The 19,646-nt window shown below is 44.7% G+C and carries 20 protein-coding genes; 1 reads left to right on the top strand and 19 read right to left on the bottom strand.

Annotated features, from left to right (window positions below):
- Positions 1–227: 227 nt before the first annotated feature.
- The 17 genes from gpmI to nth all read right to left on the bottom strand — a co-directional run bounded on the left by gpmI (position 228) and on the right by nth (position 15,880).
- Complete coding sequence (gpmI, locus tag Q5873_RS05220; protein WP_303059662.1) at positions 228–1,757, bottom strand: 2,3-bisphosphoglycerate-independent phosphoglycerate mutase; 1,530 nt, start codon at positions 1,755–1,757, stop codon at positions 228–230.
- A gap of 11 nt (positions 1,758–1,768) precedes the next feature.
- Positions 1,769–2,521: a triose-phosphate isomerase gene (gene tpiA / locus Q5873_RS05225; protein WP_303059664.1), complete on the bottom strand. Its 753-nt coding sequence runs from the start codon at positions 2,519–2,521 to the stop codon at positions 1,769–1,771.
- An 18-nt stretch (positions 2,522–2,539) separates the two neighbouring features.
- Positions 2,540–3,715: a phosphoglycerate kinase gene (locus tag Q5873_RS05230; protein ID WP_303059666.1), complete on the bottom strand. Its 1,176-nt coding sequence runs from the start codon at positions 3,713–3,715 to the stop codon at positions 2,540–2,542.
- Positions 3,716–3,796: 81 nt separating this feature from the next.
- The gene (gene gap, locus Q5873_RS05235) at positions 3,797–4,804 is read right to left on the bottom strand and encodes a type I glyceraldehyde-3-phosphate dehydrogenase (protein WP_028255782.1); all 1,008 of its coding nucleotides are present in this window, start codon (positions 4,802–4,804) and stop codon (positions 3,797–3,799) included.
- 114 nt (positions 4,805–4,918) lie between these two features.
- Positions 4,919–5,941 (bottom strand): sugar-binding transcriptional regulator, encoded by a 1,023-nt coding sequence (locus Q5873_RS05240; RefSeq protein ID WP_303059669.1) that lies wholly within the window; start codon positions 5,939–5,941, stop codon positions 4,919–4,921.
- Between the two features lie 172 nt (positions 5,942–6,113).
- Positions 6,114–6,740 (bottom strand): uracil phosphoribosyltransferase, encoded by a 627-nt coding sequence (gene upp, locus Q5873_RS05245; RefSeq protein ID WP_028255780.1) that lies wholly within the window; start codon positions 6,738–6,740, stop codon positions 6,114–6,116.
- A 60-nt stretch (positions 6,741–6,800) separates the two neighbouring features.
- A complete protein-coding gene (glyA, locus tag Q5873_RS05250) occupies positions 6,801–8,033 on the bottom strand; it encodes a serine hydroxymethyltransferase (protein ID WP_303059671.1) in 1,233 nt (410 codons plus the stop codon).
- A 54-nt stretch (positions 8,034–8,087) separates the two neighbouring features.
- A complete protein-coding gene (gene rpiB / locus Q5873_RS05255) occupies positions 8,088–8,525 on the bottom strand; it encodes a ribose 5-phosphate isomerase B (RefSeq protein WP_028255778.1) in 438 nt (145 codons plus the stop codon).
- 77 nt (positions 8,526–8,602) lie between these two features.
- Complete coding sequence (locus Q5873_RS05260) at positions 8,603–9,043, bottom strand: low molecular weight protein arginine phosphatase (protein ID WP_028255777.1); 441 nt, start codon at positions 9,041–9,043, stop codon at positions 8,603–8,605.
- Between the two features lie 56 nt (positions 9,044–9,099).
- Entirely contained in the window at positions 9,100–10,170 is a 1,071-nt protein-coding gene (locus tag Q5873_RS05265) for an L-threonylcarbamoyladenylate synthase (RefSeq protein ID WP_303059673.1), read from the bottom strand.
- 24 nt (positions 10,171–10,194) lie between these two features.
- Positions 10,195–11,070, bottom strand: a complete 876-nt coding sequence (gene prmC, locus Q5873_RS05270) for a peptide chain release factor N(5)-glutamine methyltransferase (protein WP_303059675.1) — start codon at positions 11,068–11,070, stop codon at positions 10,195–10,197.
- Entirely contained in the window at positions 11,063–12,145 is a 1,083-nt protein-coding gene (prfA, locus tag Q5873_RS05275) for a peptide chain release factor 1 (RefSeq protein WP_028255774.1), read from the bottom strand. The genes prmC and prfA overlap by 8 nt, the downstream gene beginning before the upstream one ends.
- A gap of 27 nt (positions 12,146–12,172) precedes the next feature.
- A complete protein-coding gene (locus Q5873_RS05280; RefSeq protein WP_288300974.1) occupies positions 12,173–13,063 on the bottom strand; it encodes a DUF1385 domain-containing protein in 891 nt (296 codons plus the stop codon).
- 75 nt (positions 13,064–13,138) lie between these two features.
- Positions 13,139–13,336 (bottom strand): 50S ribosomal protein L31, encoded by a 198-nt coding sequence (gene rpmE / locus Q5873_RS05285; RefSeq protein ID WP_028255772.1) that lies wholly within the window; start codon positions 13,334–13,336, stop codon positions 13,139–13,141.
- A 73-nt stretch (positions 13,337–13,409) separates the two neighbouring features.
- Complete coding sequence (locus Q5873_RS05290; RefSeq protein WP_303059678.1) at positions 13,410–13,718, bottom strand: YdbC family protein; 309 nt, start codon at positions 13,716–13,718, stop codon at positions 13,410–13,412.
- A gap of 21 nt (positions 13,719–13,739) precedes the next feature.
- Positions 13,740–15,239, bottom strand: coding sequence for a hypothetical protein (locus Q5873_RS05295; protein WP_303059679.1), 1,500 nt, complete (start codon positions 15,237–15,239; stop codon positions 13,740–13,742).
- A gap of 2 nt (positions 15,240–15,241) precedes the next feature.
- Entirely contained in the window at positions 15,242–15,880 is a 639-nt protein-coding gene (gene nth / locus Q5873_RS05300; protein ID WP_028255770.1) for an endonuclease III, read from the bottom strand.
- A gap of 151 nt (positions 15,881–16,031) precedes the next feature.
- On the opposite strand from nth, the gene Q5873_RS05305 reads away from it, so the two are divergent.
- Positions 16,032–16,265: a DUF896 domain-containing protein gene (locus tag Q5873_RS05305; protein WP_288300969.1), complete on the top strand. Its 234-nt coding sequence runs from the start codon at positions 16,032–16,034 to the stop codon at positions 16,263–16,265.
- Positions 16,266–16,665: 400 nt separating this feature from the next.
- Here Q5873_RS05305 and Q5873_RS05310 read toward each other — a convergent pair whose 3' ends face one another.
- On the bottom strand, positions 16,666–18,309 hold the full coding sequence (locus tag Q5873_RS05310; protein ID WP_303059681.1) for a nucleoside kinase: 1,644 nt from the start codon (positions 18,307–18,309) through the stop codon (positions 16,666–16,668).
- Positions 18,309–19,559, bottom strand: a complete 1,251-nt coding sequence (locus Q5873_RS05315) for a pyridoxal phosphate-dependent aminotransferase (protein WP_028255768.1) — start codon at positions 19,557–19,559, stop codon at positions 18,309–18,311. Before Q5873_RS05315 ends, Q5873_RS05310 begins: the two co-directional genes overlap by 1 nt.
- Positions 19,560–19,646: the final 87 nt, after the last annotated feature.

The following is a 19,646-nucleotide window of genomic DNA, read 5'->3' on the forward strand; positions in this document are numbered from 1 at the left end:
CGGGATTGAATACTGTCAACTTTATTGCCATGCAACGCATGTGCATGTGCTTCTCTATATATGATACAACATCATTCTTACTTTGCCTAATTCTTCTACAACGAATGTCAGCGCTTCTTACCTTATATTTTTGTGTTCCATACTAAACAGCAACACTGTATATAGCTTCGCTACTTTTCGGCTTCGCTACTTTTCGGCTTCGCTACGTTTGTTAGTTACTGTTGACCTTACTTAATCAGCAAACTTTTTCCTGTCATCGCTGTAGGCTGCGGTATTCCTGCCAATGCCAACATAGTCGGTGCAATGTCGCATAACTTTCCTTCCGCCAATTGCGGTGTATGACCTTCCGGTCCCACCAGTACTAAAGGTACAGGATTAGTAGTATGTGCCGTATGTGGTGTTTCTGTTTCATGGTTCACCATAATTTCCGAGTTACCGTGATCGGCAGTGACAAGCAGATAACCGTTTACCTTACGGATAGCATCAACGATGTTTCCTAAGCATGCATCCACCGCTTGAATTGCTTTTACAGCTGCTTCGAACACGCCGGTATGACCTACCATATCCGGATTGGCCAGATTTAGAATAATCATGTCATATGTCCCATCGGTAATCGCTTTTACCACATGATCCGTTACTTCGTAGGCACTCATTTCCGGCTGCAAATCATAGGTAGCCACCTTTGGCGATGGTACTAAGATTCGGTCCTCACCTTCAAAAGGTGTTTCTTCACCGCCATTAAAGAAATACGTTACATGCGCATATTTTTCCGTTTCCGCGATGCGAAGCTGTGTGTAACCGCCTGCAGACAATACAGCACCCAACGTGTCTTCCAACACTTCTTTAGGATATACCACATGTACGGGCAAGCCTTCTTCATATACAGTCATCGTTGCGATGTACAACGATAGATATCCTTTCTTCCGTGCAAAGCCGTCAAAGGATTCATCGCAAAGAGCACGTGTAATCTGCCGCACACGGTCAGGACGAAAATTACATACCAAAACGGCATCACCGTCATGAATACATCCTTCGGTATCAAGCACGGTAGGCACAACGAATTCATCCGTTACGCCTGCATCATAGGACACCCGTACTGCTTCTGCCGCGGAAGATGCCCTTTCCCCCATGCCATCTACAATTGCTTCATAAGCTTTTTCAATACGGTCCCATCGTTTATCGCGGTCCATACCGTAATAACGCCCACCTACGGTAGCAATTTTCCCAAGGCCTAACTCCTGCATATAGGCTTCCAAGTTTTCAATATACCTTAATGCGCTCTTCGGTGCCACATCACGTCCATCGAGTAATGCGTGTACATATACCTCTTGAACGCCGGCATCCTTCGCACCTTTAATAACTGCCTTCAAATGTTCTAAAGAACTGTGCACACCGCCATCGGATAACAGCGAAATAAGCTGCAAGCGACTGTGCTGTGCCTTTGCATATAATTCACGAATAACCGGCCGCGTAAAGAATTCACCGTCTTCCACATCCTTGGTAATCCGTGTTAATTCCTGATATACAATACGACCGGCCCCTAAATTCAGATGACCTACTTCAGAGTTACCCATCTGCCCTTCTGGTAAGCCCACAGCTAATCCCGAAGCTGTCAGCGTAGTATGCGGACATGTGTTCCATAATTTCATGAAATTCGTAGGTTTTGCCTGTACGACCGCATTTGTCGGATCCTCCGTATTCCCTATACCGAAACCATCTAAAATTGCCAGCATAACCGGCGCTTTTAATTTTGCCATTGCAACCTCCTTTATCCGTTGATAATGGCTACGAAGTCTTCAGATTTCAGCGATGCACCGCCAACTAGTGCGCCGTCTATATTCGGTTGACTCAGTATGTCTGCTGCATTACTGCCTTTCACACTGCCACCGTATTGGATGCGCACCGCTTCTGCCGTAGCTGTATCGTAAAGCACTGCTACGGTTTGGCGGATTGCCTTACATACCTCTTCGGCCTGTGCCGCCGTAGCGGTCTTACCTGTACCGATGGCCCAAATCGGCTCGTACGCAATGACCATATCACTCACTTGGGCTGCCGTTATCTGCGTCAGTCCTGCCGTAAGCTGTGCCTTTATGAAGCTTAGTGTTTCACCTGCTTCACGCTGTGCCAGACTTTCACCGACACAAAGAATCGGCGTAATGGCATTAGCAAACGCTGCCTGCAATTTTTTATTGATCAGCGCATCGGTTTCGCCAAAGTATTGACGGCGCTCCGAATGTCCTAAAATTACATATTCACAGCCGATGTCGGTCAGCATAAGCGGCGAAACTTCTCCGGTAAAAGCACCGGCCGATTCATAATGCATATTCTGTGCGCCTACCCCAATAGCGGTATCACCAACTAAATCTGCTACGGCACTAAGCGATGTGAACGGCGGGCACAAGACTACCTCCCGTTCCCCGTCATAAGAAGCAAATGCTTGCTTAATTGCTTCCGTAAGCACGATGGCCTCCGCTCTGGTGGTATGCATTTTCCAGTTGCCTGCGATGATTTGTCGCCTCATAGAAATGCCTCCTCTATTTTATTCAGCCAATGCTTCGATACCCGGCAATGCCTTGCCTTCCAGATATTCCAAGGAAGCACCGCCGCCTGTGGAAATATGAGAAATCTTGTCGGCTACTCCCGTCTTTTCTACGGCAGCTACCGAATCACCGCCACCGACGATAGTCGTTCCTGTGGAAGCAGCAACTGCTTTAGCCACCGCATTGGTGCCTTCCGCAAAATTGTCCATTTCAAATACGCCCATAGGTCCGTTCCATACAATAAGCTTCATCGGAGCTAATGCATCGGCAAAGGCTTTACGCGATGCCGGCCCGATATCAAGTGCCATCCAGCCATCTTCGATACCGTCTGCCGGAACGACTTTATGCTGAGCATCATTTGAGAACGCATCGGCTACAACAAAGTCTGTCGGCAATAATAAGTTAGTTCCTTGTGCTTTTGCTTCTTTAATTAAGGATGCAGCCAATTCAATTTTATCAGCTTCTACGAGAGAAGTTCCCGTCGGATATCCCTTAGCGGCGATAAAAGTATTCGCCATACCACCACCGATAATCAATACATCTACCTTAGGCAATAAATTGGAAATAACTTCAATTTTATCACTTACCTTAGCACCGCCAATGATAGCTGCAAAGGGATGCTGCGGATTGGATACGGCACCACCGATATAATTAATTTCTTTTTCCAGAAGATAGCCGGCTACCATAGGCAAGAATTTAGTAATGCCTTCTACGGAAGCATGTGCACGATGGGATACACCGAATGCATCGTTAATACCTACTTCGGCCAACTTTGCTAACGCTTCGGCAAATTCCGGCACATTCTTTTCCTCTTCTTTATGATAGCGTAGATTTTCCAGTAAAACGATGTCTCCTTCTTTTAAGGCAGCCACCGCACGTTCTGCTGCATCGCCGACGCAATCATCGGCAAACGCCACCGGCACACCTAGCAATTCGGATAGACGCGCTGCACAAGGACGCAAGGAAAATTCAGGCTTACGTTCCCCCTTCGGTCGACCCAAGTGGGATGCTAAAATAATTTTTGCTTTATGATCAAGTAAATAGCGCAATGTAGGTAAGGTAGCCCGAATACGCGTATCATCCGTAATAACACCATCTTTCAACGGCACGTTAAAATCAACTCGTACAAACACACGTTTACCGGTTACATCAATAGATTCCAATGTTTTTTTCATGAGTGCCTCCCAATATATACAGAATTGCTTCCCAATATGTACAGATAAAATAAGGGGACTACCCAGTAGTCCCCCGTCGTATTATAAACCTTTCTTACCGATGTACGCAGCTAAATCTACCATGCGCATAGAGTAGCCCCATTCGTTATCATACCAGGAAACAACCTTAACCATATTGCCATCCATTGTCATCGTCAAATCAGCGTCAACAATAGAGCTGCGCGGATCACCGTTGAAATCACAGGATACTAACGGTAAATCGGATACGCCCAAGATGCCTTTCAATGAACCTTGTGCTGCTTCGCGGAAAGCATCATTGATTTCTTCCTTCGTTGCTGTTACTTCCAGTTCAGCAACCAAATCGGTGATAGACACGTTCGGCGTCGGTACACGCAAAGCGAAGCCATTCAACTTGCCTTCCAAGTCCGGCAATACTTTAGCAACCGCTTTAGCTGCACCGGTCGTTGTCGGAATAATGGATAAAGCCGCAGCGCGGGCGCGACGCAAATCTTTATGCGGTGTGTCAAGAATACGTTGGTCATTAGTGTACGAATGAATAGTCGTCATCAATCCGCGTTTAATACCGAATTTTTCATGCAATACTTTAGCAAACGGTGCCAAGCAGTTTGTCGTACAGCTTGCATTGGAAATAATCGTGTGCTTAGCCGGATCGTACATGTTTTCATTTACCCCCATAACGATGGTGATATCTTCGTTCTTTGCCGGAGCGGAAATGATAACTTTCTTTACGGATCCACCTAAGTGTGCGCCTGCTTCTTCGGCCGTACGGAATTTACCGGTACATTCAACAACGATTTCTACACCGGCACCGTTCCAATCCAAGTTTTTCGGATTGCGGTCATGGAAAACAGTAACTTTTTTGCCGTCGATTACCAAGTGATCATCTTCTACATGGATATCATTCGGTAAGATACCATGAACGGAGTCATGCTTCAGCATCAATGCAGAGCCCTGAATATCACCTACGTCATTGATTGCCACTACTTCTACATCAGGATTTTGCAATGCTGCACGCATTACACACTTACCGATACGCCCAAATCCATTAATACCAATTTTCACTGCCATGCTTTTTTCCTCCTACTGTTACCTTCACACAAGCACTAAAATAATCTATCTTACATCATATAGCTGTAATTAACATTACGTTGTAATAAAACCACGATGATTACGGGCTTTTCCTCATCGACGCAACAAAGCCATCATAGCTTCTGCTGCCGCTTCATCAATAATCAGCGTACCTCTGTGGCAGGCACGCATCACACCGATAATAGCTCGTGCCTTTACTGCACCGCCGGCTACGGCAATGACATGTGCAATACGTCCGATGTCGGCAAAATCGATACCTACATTATTTGTAGCGTAAACGATGGTCCCGTCTATATCACAATAATATCCCAAGGCTTCCCCAACAGCGCGCTTTCTCCGTAAGTCCTCACGCTGCGCATCACTGATGTGACGCTGCTCGGCCATGTGAATAGCTTCGCCTATACCAAACATCAATACATCGGTACGAGCTGCCAACTCCATAATCTCTTTAATTTGAGGCTCCATCGTTGTAAGAATGGCCAATGACTCCTTTGTCAAACCATCCGGCAGATGAAGCATCTTATAAATACCTTGAAGTTTATCTGCCATAACAGATGCAATCACATTCGCCTGATACTCAACACGTTCGCCGATACCGCCACGCGCGGGAATTACAATCGGTTTTACACGCTTTACAGGTAACGCCTCCGCCACTGCAGCCATTGTACTGCCGCCACTGACGGCGATAACGGCCCCCGGCGTAACTACGTCTTGCAAAAGTTTGGATGCATTAAAGCCCAACTCTTTCCGATCTGTCACCGCTTCACCGGTTGTCCCGGTAATAATGACTCTATCGATACATAGCGCATCGCGTATCGCTTCTTCCAGTTCGCCGATTTTATTCATTTCCTGCAATGATACTGTAAGTTTGGGGAGCAACTCTTTACCTTCGTCGGTCAGCATCATCCCTTGCTGCGTAAAATCAATCAAACCATTGTCCTTCATGATTTCCACATGTGATCGTACTACACGCTCCGATAGCTTGCTAAGGCCCGCCAACATGCGACGACCCACAGGTTGCGCATAAGAAATATGGTTTAAAAGTACATATCGTTCTTCCACTACACGCATCAGCTCCGGCGCTATGCGTTGATACACTTCCGATAACTCTTTCATCCCACACCTCTTTTCGTCCCATAGGAGCAATTTGCGTCCCACTAAAATTAAAAAAACAACTTACATGGCTATTGTATCCTATTATGTGCAAGCTGTAAAGCGTAAAATTAAAAAGACCGTCTCTGTTGAATACCAGAAACGGTCTTTCCCTATAAATAGTTTACACTATATATTATTTTGTACCGAAAATACGGTCACCTGCATCACCCAAGCCCGGGAGAATGTAACCGTGTTCATTTAGTTTTTCATCCAAGGCAGCTACGTAAATGCGTACATCCGGATGATCGCGATTAACGACTTCTACCCCTTCCGGTGCAGCTACCAAGCACATTAACTGGATGTCCTTAGCTCCTTTTTCCTTGAGCAAAGAAATCGCTGCCGAAGCACTGCCACCGGTTGCCAACATAGGATCCGTTACAATGATGCGACGTTCTGCCAAGTCCGTCGGCATTTTGCAATAGTATTCAACCGGTTTTAATGTTTCCGGATCACGGTATAAACCTACATGACCTACCTTAGCCATCGGCATAAGTTCCAACAATCCGTTAACCATACCTAAGCCGGCACGTAAAATAGGTACAACGGCTACCTTTTTACCGGCAATCTGTTTACCGATTGCTTTTACCAACGGAGTCTGTACTTCTACATCTTCCAACGGGAAATCGCGAGTAATTTCATAGCCCATCAAAAGAGTAATTTCTTCCAATAATTCTCTAAAGTCTTTAGCACCTGTTTCTACGGAACGAATTAACGTTACCTTATGCTGAATCAAAGGATGTGTCATTACATTAACATTCATGAATCGTCGTTGCCTCCTCACATACGTATCCAAAATTTGTGCACTCGTCACTCCCGCCGATTAATACAACGGATAGGTTTCACAAAGCACGGCTACGCGTTTGCGCGCTTCTTCCAGTTTAGCCGTATCTTCAGGATTATGCAAGACCAAATCAATAATTGCGGCAATTTCTTTCATATCGTCTTCCTTAAGTCCACGACTGGTCAATGCCGGTGTGCCCAAGCGAATACCGCTGGTAACAAACGGGCTGGCAGGATCGAAAGGAATCGTATTCTTATTGCAGGTAATGCCTACTTCATCGAGAAGATATTCGGCTTCCTTACCGGTAAGGCCTGTGTTACGCACATCTACGAGCATAACATGCGTATCGGTACCGCCGGATACAATAGTGAAGCCGTAATCAGCCAATGCCTGTGCCAATACTTTAGCGTTAGTAATAATCTGCTGTGCATACACTTTAAATTCCGGCTGCAATGCTTCACCGAAAGCAACGGCTTTAGCAGCAATAACATGCATAAGCGGGCCGCCCTGAATTCCAGGGAAGATTGCTTTATCAATCGCTTTTGCATATTTTTCCTTACACATAATCATGCCACCGCGCGGTCCGCGCAATGTTTTATGCGTAGTCGTAGTAACAACATCTGCATATTCTACCGGGTTCGGATGAAGACCGGCAGCTACCAAGCCGGCAAAATGAGCCATGTCAACCATGAAAATAGCATCTACTTCATGAGCAATATCGGCCATTTTCTTGAAATCGATAATGCGGGAATAGGCACTGCCGCCACCGATAATTAGTTTAGGTTTTGTTTCCAAGGCAATACGACGCATTTCATCATAATCGATTTCCTGTGTCGTTTCATCTACACCGTAAGGAACGATATTAAAATACGTACCGGAAATATTAACCGGCGATCCATGTGTAAGGTGACCACCGTGGGACAAGTTCATACCCATAATGGTGTCGCCCGGTTTCAACAGCGCGAAGTACACACCAAAATTAGCCTGGGAACCAGAATGAGGCTGCACGTTCACATGATCGGCACCAAACAATTTTTTAGCGCGTTCGATGGCTAAGGTTTCTACCATGTCAACATATTCACAACCACCGTAATACCGTTTACCGGAATACCCTTCCGCATACTTGTTCGTCAGTACGCTGCCCTGTGCTTCCATAACCGCTTTGGATACAAAGTTTTCAGATGCAATCATTTCCAACTTATTGCGTTGGCGACCTAATTCCATCTCAATCATTTTTGCAATTTCAGGATCGCGCTTCTGTAATGTTTCCATACGTAACCTCCTACTTACCCTGTTACTTATATTCTAATTTGAATATTTTACCTATTATACCTCTAAATTAGTAATTTTGGCTACCCGTCTTGCATGACGTCCACCGCTAAATTCGGTGTGTACCCAAATATCCACAATACTCAGGGCTAAGCCGGGTCCTATAACGCGTTCACCCATGGTCAAAATATTAGCATCATTGTGCTCACGCGATGCCTTTGCCGAAAAGCAATCATGACATAACGCTGCACGTATTCCCTTTACTTTATTGGCAGCAATGCCTATACCGATACCTGTGCCGCAAATCAAAATGCCGCGGTCATATTCACCGGCTGCCACTGCTTTTGCTACCGGTTCGGCAATATCCGGATAATCAACGGATTCTTCGGAATGAGTACCAAAGTCGGTTACCTCAAAACCTTGTTCCGTTAAAAAAGTCTTAATGGTTTCTTTCAGATGAATCCCGCCATGATCGGCGCCTAATGCGATTTTCATGTATACCTCCCGTGCGATTTCGATTCGCTCTACCTATACGGTACAATCCATATATCGTACCTCATTCCTATTATCCGTTATTTCTCTAACTTAGTCCATCCTTTTTCTAATAATTGTTTGATTTGAGCTGCACACGCATCATATACACTTTGATCCTGACCAAACGGATCCTCTACCTCTTCATTGGTACCGGCCCATTCACCCAGTGTAAAAATCTTATCCTTATCGAACGGATATTGACGAAGCAATACATTTTTGTGATCCGTAGTCATGCCAATGACCACATCTGCGGCATCGATAAACTTAGGCGATACCGCACGCGATCTGTGCTCGGAAATATCCACGTCAGCTGCCACTGCTTTAACAGCATTCGGTGTCGGTTCCGCACCCGGCGCTGTAAATAATCCGGCAGACAATGCCAAATGATTTTCATGTTTGGCTTCGTTAATGGCTCTGAATAATCCTTCCGCCATAGGACTCCGACATGTGTTGCCGGTACATACAAATAATACGTTCATTCTTCTTACCTCTTTTTGCTAGTATTGTTACTTCTGCTCTCGTAAGCAATCATCGGTTATACACGAATAACCCGATGGGCACTGGCTTTATCCATACGGTTCATAACAGCTGTCCCCAATCCTGCCGGAAATACACCTTCTGCGATAATCACATCAGCATTCCATTCATTGAATCGTAATAAACTGCTATATAATTCCTTAGCCAGCGATTGTGCCGGTTCCTTGCTGTCGTAAGTTATTGCTTTTACGGCAAAATCCATTGTCGCTACTTGTGACTTCATCCGTTGCCAACATTGTTCGCTTATCAATAAGCCCACCTTCGTCTTATCGGTTGCGGACGTTGACGGTGCTATAGTTTTTAATCGATCTACGATAGCCTGCACAACGGCATCGACATTTCCCACATACGTAGTCATCGCCGCATCCGGTGCATAATGCTTGTACTTCATCCCCGGCGCTTTCGGTATCGTATTGGCACCGACCAAAGCCGCATCGTAGCGAACCGTACCGACAACCTTAGCCAGCATTTCTTCCGTAATACCGCCGGGACGCAAAATAGTTACTCCGTCTTCATTGCATTCCACAACAGTAGATTCTACACCGATAGTACATGGACCTGCATTGATAATTGCTTCAATTTTACCATTCATATCATGGTACACATCTTCAGCCGTTGTCGGACTGGGACGGCCGGATATGTTAGCGCTCGGTGCTGCCACCGGTACACCGGCAGCTCGCAAAAATTCTCTACACAAGGTATGATCCGGACAGCGCAAAGCAACATTCGGTAATCCCCCCGTTGCCTTATCCGGTACTATATCCGATTTTGGCATCGTAATCGTCAGCGGTCCCGGCCAAAATGTATCCATCAGTGTTTGCGCTATCGGCGGGATATTCTTCACCAAGGGTCGTACAGCTTCGCTGTCGGGGACATGAAGAATTAACGGATTATCCGAAGGCCGTCCTTTTGCTTCGTAAATGCGAGCCATCGCCTCCGCATCCAGTCCGTTAGCACCTAATCCATACACGGTTTCCGTAGGAATGGCTACCAAGGCACCTTGCCTGAGCTGCTCTCCTAAGGACTCCAATTCCTGTGCTGTCGGATGTGTGTATATTCGAGTTTTCAACTCTCTCACCTTCTTTAATTCATATTACAGGCGCTGCCACCGTAACTCCCTGATAATACCAGCGATATCTCGGTTATATACGGGGTCACTATAATAGCCGGTTGCCGCTGCCATATCGGCTACCTTATTTTCTTGGCCGCAACCGATTTCAACAGCTAGCCAACCACCGCTTTTGATGTACAGTGGTGCCTCTTTTACCAGTATATCATAAAAATCAAGTCCCGTTTCTCCGCCATCTAAGGCTATCATCGGTTCTCGTTTAACCTCCTCGGATAGTGTGGCAATCTCTGCCGTCGGTATATACGGCGGATTCGATGTGATGACATCAAAGCTTTCTTCATAACCCCCTAATTCGCGCAGTGCACCGAACATATCGGATACACAAAGCTTGGCACGTTCTTCTAACTCCAATTGCTGTCGATTGGTAGCTGCGACTTGAAGTGCTTTTTTCGAAATATCAAGTCCCATACCTGTAGATTTAGGCAGATAATGCAACAAGCTATACAAAATAGTTCCCGGACCGGTACATACGTCGAGTAAACGGTATTCCGTATCCTTGTCGAGAAGAGACAGTATATCCTCTACCAATGTTTCCGTATCGGGACGCGGTATAAGCACATCCTCAGATACATTAAACATGAGACCCATAAATTCCTTTTTACCAATAATGGCTGCTACGCTCAATCCTTCTGCTCGTTTCATCACCAAAGGACGGAACGCATCCAATTCTTCCTTAGTCAGCGGCTTATCGTAATTGACATACAAGTAAATTCGTTCCTGCCCCAATATATGAGAAAGCAGCACTTCCCCATCAAGGCGACTGCTTTCAATCCCCTTGCTACGAAAATACTGCTCCGTCCACTGGAGCAAGCGACCTATGGTCCACAGCTCCTTATTCATTCGCATCTGCCTCCTGCATTTTTGCCGCTTGGTCAGCGGTAATCAACGCTTGAATGAGTTCTTCCAAATCTCCATTCAACACGGCATCCAGCTTATATAAAGTTAAGTTGATTCGGTGATCCGTTACGCGTCCCTGCGGATAATTATATGTGCGGATACGTTCGCTGCGATCGCCGGTACCCACCTGGCTCTTTCTGTCAGCAGCTACGCTGGCCGCTGCTTCCTGTTCCGCCTTATCCTGTAATTTTGCACGCAATACGCGCATGGCTTTATCTTTATTTTTTAATTGAGACCTTTCGTCCTGACAGGCAACAACAATCCCTGTCGGCTTATGCGTAATACGCACTGCCGATTCCGTACGGTTAACGTGCTGACCGCCGGCGCCACTGGCACAATAGGTATCGATTTGTAAATCTTTATCATTAATTTCTACGTCTACGTCTTCCGCTTCCGGCAATACCGCCACGGTTACCGTCGATGTATGGATACGACCGGACGATTCAGTTTCCGGTACACGCTGCACACGATGAACACCGCTTTCAAATTTTAATTTTGAGTATGCGCTGTCACCATCAACAGAGAATACGACTTCCTTAAAACCGCCCAATTCAGGTTCGTTAGCATCAATAATTCCGCAGCGCCAGCCTTGCGCTTCCGCATATTTAGTATACATACGGAATAAATCACCGGCAAACAATGCCGCTTCATCACCGCCTGCACCGCCACGAATTTCCACGATAACGTTTTTATCATCATTCGGGTCTTTAGGCAATAATAAGATATGAAGCTTATCTTCCAATTCTTGGCGTCGTTCTTTTAACTCTTTAAGTTCTTCCTGCGCCATTTCTCGAAATTCTTCATCCATGCTTTTATCTTCCAACACTTCCAGCGCTTCGTCAATTCCGGTCAGCACCTTTTTGTACTCACGGAACGTTTCTACCGTTTCCGTCAGCCCCGCATGCTGGCGCGTCAGCTTTTGCCACTCCTGTTGACGTGCAATCACTTCCGGATCGCTAATGCGCTGTTCCAAATCCATATATTTATCTTCTATTACTTGTAATTTATCCACCAACATCATCGGTGCGTTACCCCTTTCGGTTATTTATATATATTCGTAGGCATCTTCTTCGGACGGGCGCACGGCTTCTAACGCGCGAATAGCCACTTCGATTTGATCTGCTTCGGGCTCCCGCGTTGTCATGTACTGAAGCCACAAGCCGGGACCGATAAGTGCTTTTACTACTGCCGAGTCACTGCGTCCTGCCCATCGTATCACTTCATAAGCAATACCAGCTACCACCGGCATCAACAACACTCTGGACACAATGCGTTCCAATAAATTCGGCCAGCCTAAAAATGCAAACACAATAATACTTACTACCATGACAATAAGCAAAAAGTTTGTTCCGCACCGTGCATGCAACCGTGAATGCTTGCGTACATTTTCCACGGTAAGCGGCTGGTCGTCTTCATAGGTGTGAATAACCTTGTGCTCTGCTCCATGGTATTGAAACACGCGTTTTATATCCGGCGTAAGCCCGATAGCCCAAATATACACTAAGAACAAGGCTAATCGGATAACCCCTTCTACTAAATTCAATGCAATATGGTTATCTCCAATGCCCGGTATGTACTTGGCTACAAAGGTGGGCAAAGCCAAAAAGAGTCCGATAGCAAATAAGGTAGACACCACCATAGTAATGGCAATATCCTTATTGGACATACTCTCCTCTTCTTCGCCGGCTGCTTTGGCTGAATAGGCTAACGCCTTCATCCCGATTGTCAGTGATTCATACAATGCCAAGCAACCGCGTAGCAACGGTTGCTTGAGTATAGGGTAGCGCTCCGCTAAAGATGTAGTCGGAGTCGTATCTACCACAATGCCGCCGTCCGGTTCTCGAACAGCTGTCGCTGTATATTTTGGGCCACGCATCATAACGCCCTCTATGACTGCCTGGCCTCCAACAAATTTTTTAATCCGCTTTTGCTTCACGAGAACTCCTCTCTCAAACAAATATAGGCAGAGCCTAGGCTCTGCCGTATAATTTGTATAATTACATTGCGATAATTATTTACCGTAACGTTTGTTGAATTTTTCAATACGACCACGAGCCTGCGCTGCACGCTGCTGACCGGTAAAGAATGGATGGCATTTGGAGCAAACGTCTACGCGGAGATCGCTTTTCACGGAACCGGTTTTAAAGGTATTGCCACAACCGCAAGTTACGGTAGCTTCACCATAATTCGGATGAATTCCTTCTTTCATTCTGTAACACCTCTTTCCACTGACTAAACTATACTTAATGATTGTATCATACAGTTATCTGTAATGCAAGTCATCACTCGCTTTTTTCTTCTGCCTTTTCCGCTGCTTTAGCTGCCGCTTTAGCAGCAGCCCGTTCTTCAAAAGATTCCTGCATAGCCTGCTCTAAATCAACGGAGTTCAGTAACTCTTTCAATGCTAAAATTTCTTCCAGCGTCAATGTGACACCTTTTGTCATGCCCGTATATTCGCTGTCCCAAGAACGTAAATCAAACTTTGGATTGTAACGGCCCCAACTGGTGCAAGTAAGCTGTTTCTTCCAACCATCTTTATTTTCTGACAACGTCCCCAATACTTTAAAAATTTCAAAATTAACGACTGCCATTCTATCAATCTCCTTTATCGGTTATTTATTATCGGTGTCTTCCGCCGGTACTTCCGGTGCTTCCGGCAAGATTACCTGCGCCATTGCTTCCAGTTCCGCACCCCATGTTGCATCTGCTTGAGCCAGTGCGTCCTTGTAGGCACTGCGTCCCTTTTCGAAACGTTCTTCCAAAACTGCCAATGCATCTTTTTTGATAATTCGACGTCGGCAACTGCCCATAAGCTGTAACAATGCTTCCGTTGTAAGAACCATATGGGATAACGTCGTCAATATCTTACTGCCTTCTTCGCTTTTGAAATAAGCATACCAGATATAAGCAGCCACAGGATTCGTAAACATCCAGTATGCAACGCCATCATCCTTGGATTCAGCAGCTACCGCTGTAGCAAACTGTTCTTCGCTCATAGCCGTGTCCGGTGCCAAACCTTCTACCTGCGTGATTTTTAAATCGACACGCCCTTTTTTGCGTTCCACTTCAAGGCGCGTTGCCTTGTATGCTTCAAATACACGGCGCATATATAAAGGCAAGCGGCCGTCGTTTTTCATAAAGCCATCATCGCCCATAGCCGTATCCTGCGGGTTTAACGCCGGAATGAAACCACACAAAGATAAACCGTATTGTACAACCGAGAAGGTGTCCATGGATGCCAGTACTTCATGAGGCAACGCAATAAACGGCGTGCTCCGCCAAGAGTCATTCATAATTTCTCTGATTTCCAGTGCAACCTTTTTGATATCTCGATTTGTGTAGAAAAATTCTACCGCCCCTAGAGGTGCCCATTCGCGCACACTTTCCAAGCGACGCTGCAACAGCATGTACTGAATGGCCATGCGATTCATGCCCACCTGATCTTGTACTGCTGCCAGCGGTATAAAGTAATGCACTGTTCCCACTTCGGTGATGTTCATAACACGGGAGGCCACTTCCTCCATCATCTTCACCGGAGCTTGGAAAATTCCTGTCGACGCCGCTACGATATGGTCGAAAATAACATCTTCCGGCCATTCATTGGTAATCGGTGCCAAAGGATATAATTTTTTAAATAATGCATAACAGCTTTCCGACGGTGTGTAAAAAATTAAGCGATCCGCCGGAAGCTCCTGCAGGATATCTTCCGCCAATGCTGCGTACTCTTCAATATACGCAAATAAAATAATTCCGTCTGTATGCCTATGCTCTTCGATAATATCCTTCATAGGTACCGTCCACTGACGTCCTGCATCGATACCTTCCAAATAACCGGTTTCACTGATAACATCCATCAGCTCTACCGCAAAGGACGGACCGTACAAGGTACCAAAATCATTTTCCGAATACGTAACAGGACCAAACTCCTCTTCCGTAGACTGTTTTGCCAATGTATATAATTTGTCCGCCGTAATGCCCCATTCACGTACCTCTGCGCTGGCACTGATCATTTGGTCCAATGCACGGAAACGCAATAACTCGTTGATGATAGCGACACCTCGTAAGCCGATGGCCTCAAAACGTGCAATTAACGACTCAATTTCCTTTGTCATTCTTATGCCTCCTTATCTGCCGATGGACACACCGGTGCCAACGGACACTCCCCGCATAACGGTTTACGCGCTTTACATATTTTTCGGCCGTGCCATATCAGCCAATGATGAGCGGCACTCCATTTTTCCATAGGAATCGCCTTTTTTAATTTTTCTTCTACCTCTTCCGGCGTCTTCCCTTTTGCTAAGCCCAACCGGTTTGATACACGAAACACATGTGTATCAACGGCAATGGCAGGGACACCGAATAAAACAGAAACTAAAACATTTGCCGTTTTACGTCCCACACCGGGTAGCTTGATTAACTCATCAAAGGACTCCGGCACTTCACCATGATAGGTATGCACCAAGATATCACAAGTTTTAATCAAATTAGCTGCCTTTGCTCTGTATAAGCCGCAATCCCGAATTAACACTTCTAATTTAGAAACACCCAACGCCAGCATATCCGCCGGATTGCTATACGTCGGAAATAAACGCGCTGTGATGATATTCACTCGTTCGTCCGTGCACTGTGCCGATAAAACCACGGCTACCAGCAATTCAAACGGACTATTATACGTCAACGCCGGCTTCGCGTCCGGATACGTTTCTTCTAAAATCCGAATCTGCTCCGCCTTTATCGCCTTTGTTACTCTCATGTACAACTCCTTTGAATGATGCAATGTATTTCTCCACGATTATATCACTCCTTGTCGATAAAAGCTACACATTATGCATAGATGAGATAAAGGCTTGACGTCCATGCTATAATAGCAGTATATATCTATTAATAAGGGGGGTAACCTGATAATGAATATAAATAAAACATTACAACGTATTAACGAATTAGCAAAAAAGAAAAAGGCTGGTATTCCTTTAACTGAAGAAGAATTAGCCGAAAAGAAAGAACTCTACAAAATTTATCTTGACTTCATTCGCGGTCAAGTAAAACAACAGCTCGACTCCATTGAGTTTGTTGATGAAGTACCGGAAGATGCCGGACATTGTACCTATGATAATGTAGGTTTTAAAAAATTAAATTAAAACTCATTTGCTATCGGCTTTAATGCATCATCAAGGATTAAATACTAAACAATCTACACAAACAAAATAAGAGGAACACAGTAGCATGCTGTTCAATGATTACATCGTATACACTTATTCATTAGAACAGTCCTTGCTCCTGTGTTCCTCTTTTATTATTAGATTTTTATTTTTTATTATGTCTTACATCATATCTTTACAGTTACTTCGTCTTACACCTATCACATTTTATATGTACTGCCTTCTACCTTTACTACATACTATTAATACTTACTATTTCACATTTGCCATATTCTAAAGTTATCCTACTTTGCATATACTATATTTTTCATTTACCATATTTTACACGTAATATATTTTTACATTATATATATCGTAAACTAAATATATGTATCGTGTCCTAACCAATAAATTCTTTTAAAATACTATTACTCGGTACATAGCTGGGATCTAATACCTTGAAAGGTGATAAAAAGCGAAGCAGCTGATGTGCCTGATAGTAATACGGACTCTCCGGGGTAATCGCTTCCAATAAAGGAACAGCTAATCCCTTCAGCACCGGCAACTCATATAATAAGGCAGAATTAAAAATCATATCCGCATCTTCTTGGAAGGGGAAGATATTACTTTCCTCGCCGCGTCGCACATTGTCCCACATTTCCAATGTACATTCCGCACCATGTCCGCGAAATTGGTGATCTCGCACCAATCGTCGCACCAAACGTGTATAGGATGTAGAAATACGATTATGATCATTAATCGCCAACTGCGTTAACGCCCCTAAATAAATTTTACACTTCTCATAGCGCGGCACGACGCGACTGAGATCATCATTCAATGCATGTAACCCTTCCACAACAACAGGCGATCCCGGCGTTAACCGAACAGTTTTATCTTGCCATTCACGGGTACCGGTTAAAAAATTAAATTGTGGCAGTCGTACTTCTTCACCGGCATACAGTGCCAATAGTTGTTGTGAAAAAAATCCTACATCAATTGCATGAATCGATTCGAAATCATAACTTCCGTCAGGCAAGCGTGGCGTGTAGGCGCGTTCCACAAAATAATCATCTAAGGATAGCATGATAGGACGCAATCCATTGACCTTGAGTTGTGTACAAAAACGTTTGGTAAAGGTTGTCTTTCCCGCCGAGGATGGCCCGGCTACCAAAATTAAACGAATCGCCGGCTTCTGCGAAACTACATAGTCTGCCATCTGTGCCCGACGCTTTTCCTGGAGTGCTTCGGCCAAATCGATAATCTCTGTAATACTACCGTCATGAATGTGATCGTTTAGCTGACTTACATAGCTGCAGTCGAGCATACGCCCCCACTCTTTAGCTTCCAAAAACACCTTTGCAAATTTAGGAACCTCTTTATATGTTGCCAATTCACGCGGTCGCTCCCAATCAGGATAGCGAAGTAAAAATCCCGGCGTGTATAATTCTAACGAAAAGTAACGCAAATAAGAAAAATCAGGGACCATAGGACCAAAATAATAATCTGCCGTTTTTCCCGTTTGGTAATACGTTATTTCCGGTAAATCCAGAGATTCCAGGATTTTACAATCAAAATCATTTCCATGCTTACGCACATAGCGTAAGCAATCGCTTTTAGACATAAATTCTTTTTTTATGGCCGGTTCCTCACGCTGGATTAGACGCATTCTTCTCTGTATGCGCTGTATATCTTCGTAACCGGCACTACGTCCGTTCGTATGTATTAATTCACAATATAAGGCATTGCCCAGTGTATGCAACACTTTAACAGTAGCTCCCGGAAATTCATCATTTACCGCGCGCACCATCAGTAAGATAAGACTTCGCTGATACGCCATAAATCCTTCTCGCGTATTCAGAGGTAACCATCGTATCGTTACATCTTCATACAAGGCCGTCTGAAAATCACAAATATCATTATGTATGATTGCTAGCACAGCATTCTCCGTAGTAAAAAACGGCAGTAGGCGAGCTACCTCACCTACTGTCGTCCCACTTGGTACGGTTACAGCTGTGCCGTTAGCATCGGTAACCGTTATATTCATTATAAATACCCCAATCGTTTCATAATCGTATGCATCGTCGTTGCCAAACCTTTCATCTGGCGCTTCGGAATGCTGCATGCCGCAACACGTATACCATGTCCTAACGGAATAACATATACATGTTCCTTAGTTAATTCTTCTACAACTTCCTTAGAATGTTCCGTCGGAATCGTTAAGAAGAAACCGCCGCAATACGGTAAACAAGGCAATCCGACTTCTTTTGCTTCCTCTACGAAAATCTGTGCTCGTTCGTTAATTAATCGGCAATACTCATTTCTTTCTTTTTCGTACGCTGCCAACTTGGCCGGATCGTGTACGATATTTGCCATCGTGCGCATAGCCGGTCTACAAATATTAGACCAAGTTGCACGAGACGTTAATTGATTAATTTCATGGAATTCCTCATGTACATCTTTATCGGAAGTAATACCGATCATCGCGCCTACACGCTGACCGTACATGGTAAATCCTTTGGATAAGCTATAGCAAACAACACCAAGAATCTCCTTAGGCAAGTTGCCAAATTTTTTAAAGAAGCGCCGTACCGATTGCTTTTCTCCGGAATAATCAATATATGCTACATCGCAAGCAATAATCACCTTGTTTTTCCCTTTGGCAACCAATTCCTTTGCAAAAGAAATTACTTTGTCCCAATCCTCTTCGGTTAAACTAAAGCCAGTAGGATTGTTCCCCGGTGTATTAAAAATCCATACTACATTTTCCTGTTTCGCAGCTATCTCTGTAGCCTTTGCTTTAAACGCTTCAAAATTAAACGTATTATCCGGTGTAAAGAGTTGATATGTATCTAATGTTCTATGATTATCGCCACAGATCTGTTGATAAGCGCCCCAATACCAATCAGCAGTCAACACTGTATCCCCCGGATTCGTATAATTATGTACCAAGTGATGAATGCCACCTGTACCGCCGGCTGTCGCTACCGCTTCAAGATATGCATCCGGTTTCGATTCACCGAAGCATTCACTGATTGCTGCATCCAAAAATTCCGGCAAGCCTGCAATCGGAGCATAGGCTACGTATTCGTTGCGCGGTAAATTAAGGTATTCATGTTCTACGGTTTTCAAGAAAACGATATCCCCGTTTTCGTCCAAAATAGAACCTAAGGTACCATTCAATACGTTTTCCTTACCGATTTTTTTTGCGTCTTCCTGCGCACGTGAATTCATAACAAAAATATTATCCTTTGCTTTCTTGCCTTTCGCGTGCGTAGCCGCCATACTCATAGTCATGTCCTACACCTTCCTATCCATTATAGCAATAATCTATATTTATAATAGCCTAAATATATACACTATACAAGGGATAAACCATGAAAA

The sequence above is a fragment of the Veillonella magna genome, assembly GCF_959600285.1.
Taxonomy (GTDB): domain Bacteria; phylum Bacillota; class Negativicutes; order Veillonellales; family Veillonellaceae; genus Veillonella_A; species Veillonella_A magna.

Coding starts and splice junctions, on each gene's coding strand:
- Q5873_RS05310 (WP_303059681.1), bottom strand. CDS start 18,309: ATGAATATAACGGTTACCGATGCTAACGGCACAGCTGTAACCGTACCA.
- Q5873_RS05230 (WP_303059666.1), bottom strand. CDS start 3,715: ATGAAAAAAACATTGGAATCTATTGATGTAACCGGTAAACGTGTGTTT.
- glyA (WP_303059671.1), bottom strand. CDS start 8,033: ATGGAAACATTACAGAAGCGCGATCCTGAAATTGCAAAAATGATTGAG.
- Q5873_RS05240 (WP_303059669.1), bottom strand. CDS start 5,941: ATGAAAGAGTTATCGGAAGTGTATCAACGCATAGCGCCGGAGCTGATG.
- rpiB (WP_028255778.1), bottom strand. CDS start 8,525: ATGAAAATCGCATTAGGCGCCGATCATGGCGGGATTCATCTGAAAGAA.
- Q5873_RS05315 (WP_028255768.1), bottom strand. CDS start 19,559: ATGACTATGAGTATGGCGGCTACGCACGCGAAAGGCAAGAAAGCAAAG.
- Q5873_RS05260 (WP_028255777.1), bottom strand. CDS start 9,043: ATGAACGTATTATTTGTATGTACCGGCAACACATGTCGGAGTCCTATG.
- Q5873_RS05295 (WP_303059679.1), bottom strand. CDS start 15,239: ATGACAAAGGAAATTGAGTCGTTAATTGCACGTTTTGAGGCCATCGGC.
- gap (WP_028255782.1), bottom strand. CDS start 4,804: ATGGCAGTGAAAATTGGTATTAATGGATTTGGGCGTATCGGTAAGTGT.
- rpmE (WP_028255772.1), bottom strand. CDS start 13,336: ATGAAAGAAGGAATTCATCCGAATTATGGTGAAGCTACCGTAACTTGC.
- prmC (WP_303059675.1), bottom strand. CDS start 11,070: ATGAATAAGGAGCTGTGGACCATAGGTCGCTTGCTCCAGTGGACGGAG.
- nth (WP_028255770.1), bottom strand. CDS start 15,880: ATGAGAGTAACAAAGGCGATAAAGGCGGAGCAGATTCGGATTTTAGAA.
- upp (WP_028255780.1), bottom strand. CDS start 6,740: ATGAATGTTAATGTAATGACACATCCTTTGATTCAGCATAAGGTAACG.
- Q5873_RS05290 (WP_303059678.1), bottom strand. CDS start 13,718: ATGGCAGTCGTTAATTTTGAAATTTTTAAAGTATTGGGGACGTTGTCA.
- gpmI (WP_303059662.1), bottom strand. CDS start 1,757: ATGGCAAAATTAAAAGCGCCGGTTATGCTGGCAATTTTAGATGGTTTC.
- prfA (WP_028255774.1), bottom strand. CDS start 12,145: ATGTTGGTGGATAAATTACAAGTAATAGAAGATAAATATATGGATTTG.
- tpiA (WP_303059664.1), bottom strand. CDS start 2,521: ATGAGGCGACAAATCATCGCAGGCAACTGGAAAATGCATACCACCAGA.
- Q5873_RS05305 (WP_288300969.1), top strand. CDS start 16,032: ATGAATATAAATAAAACATTACAACGTATTAACGAATTAGCAAAAAAG.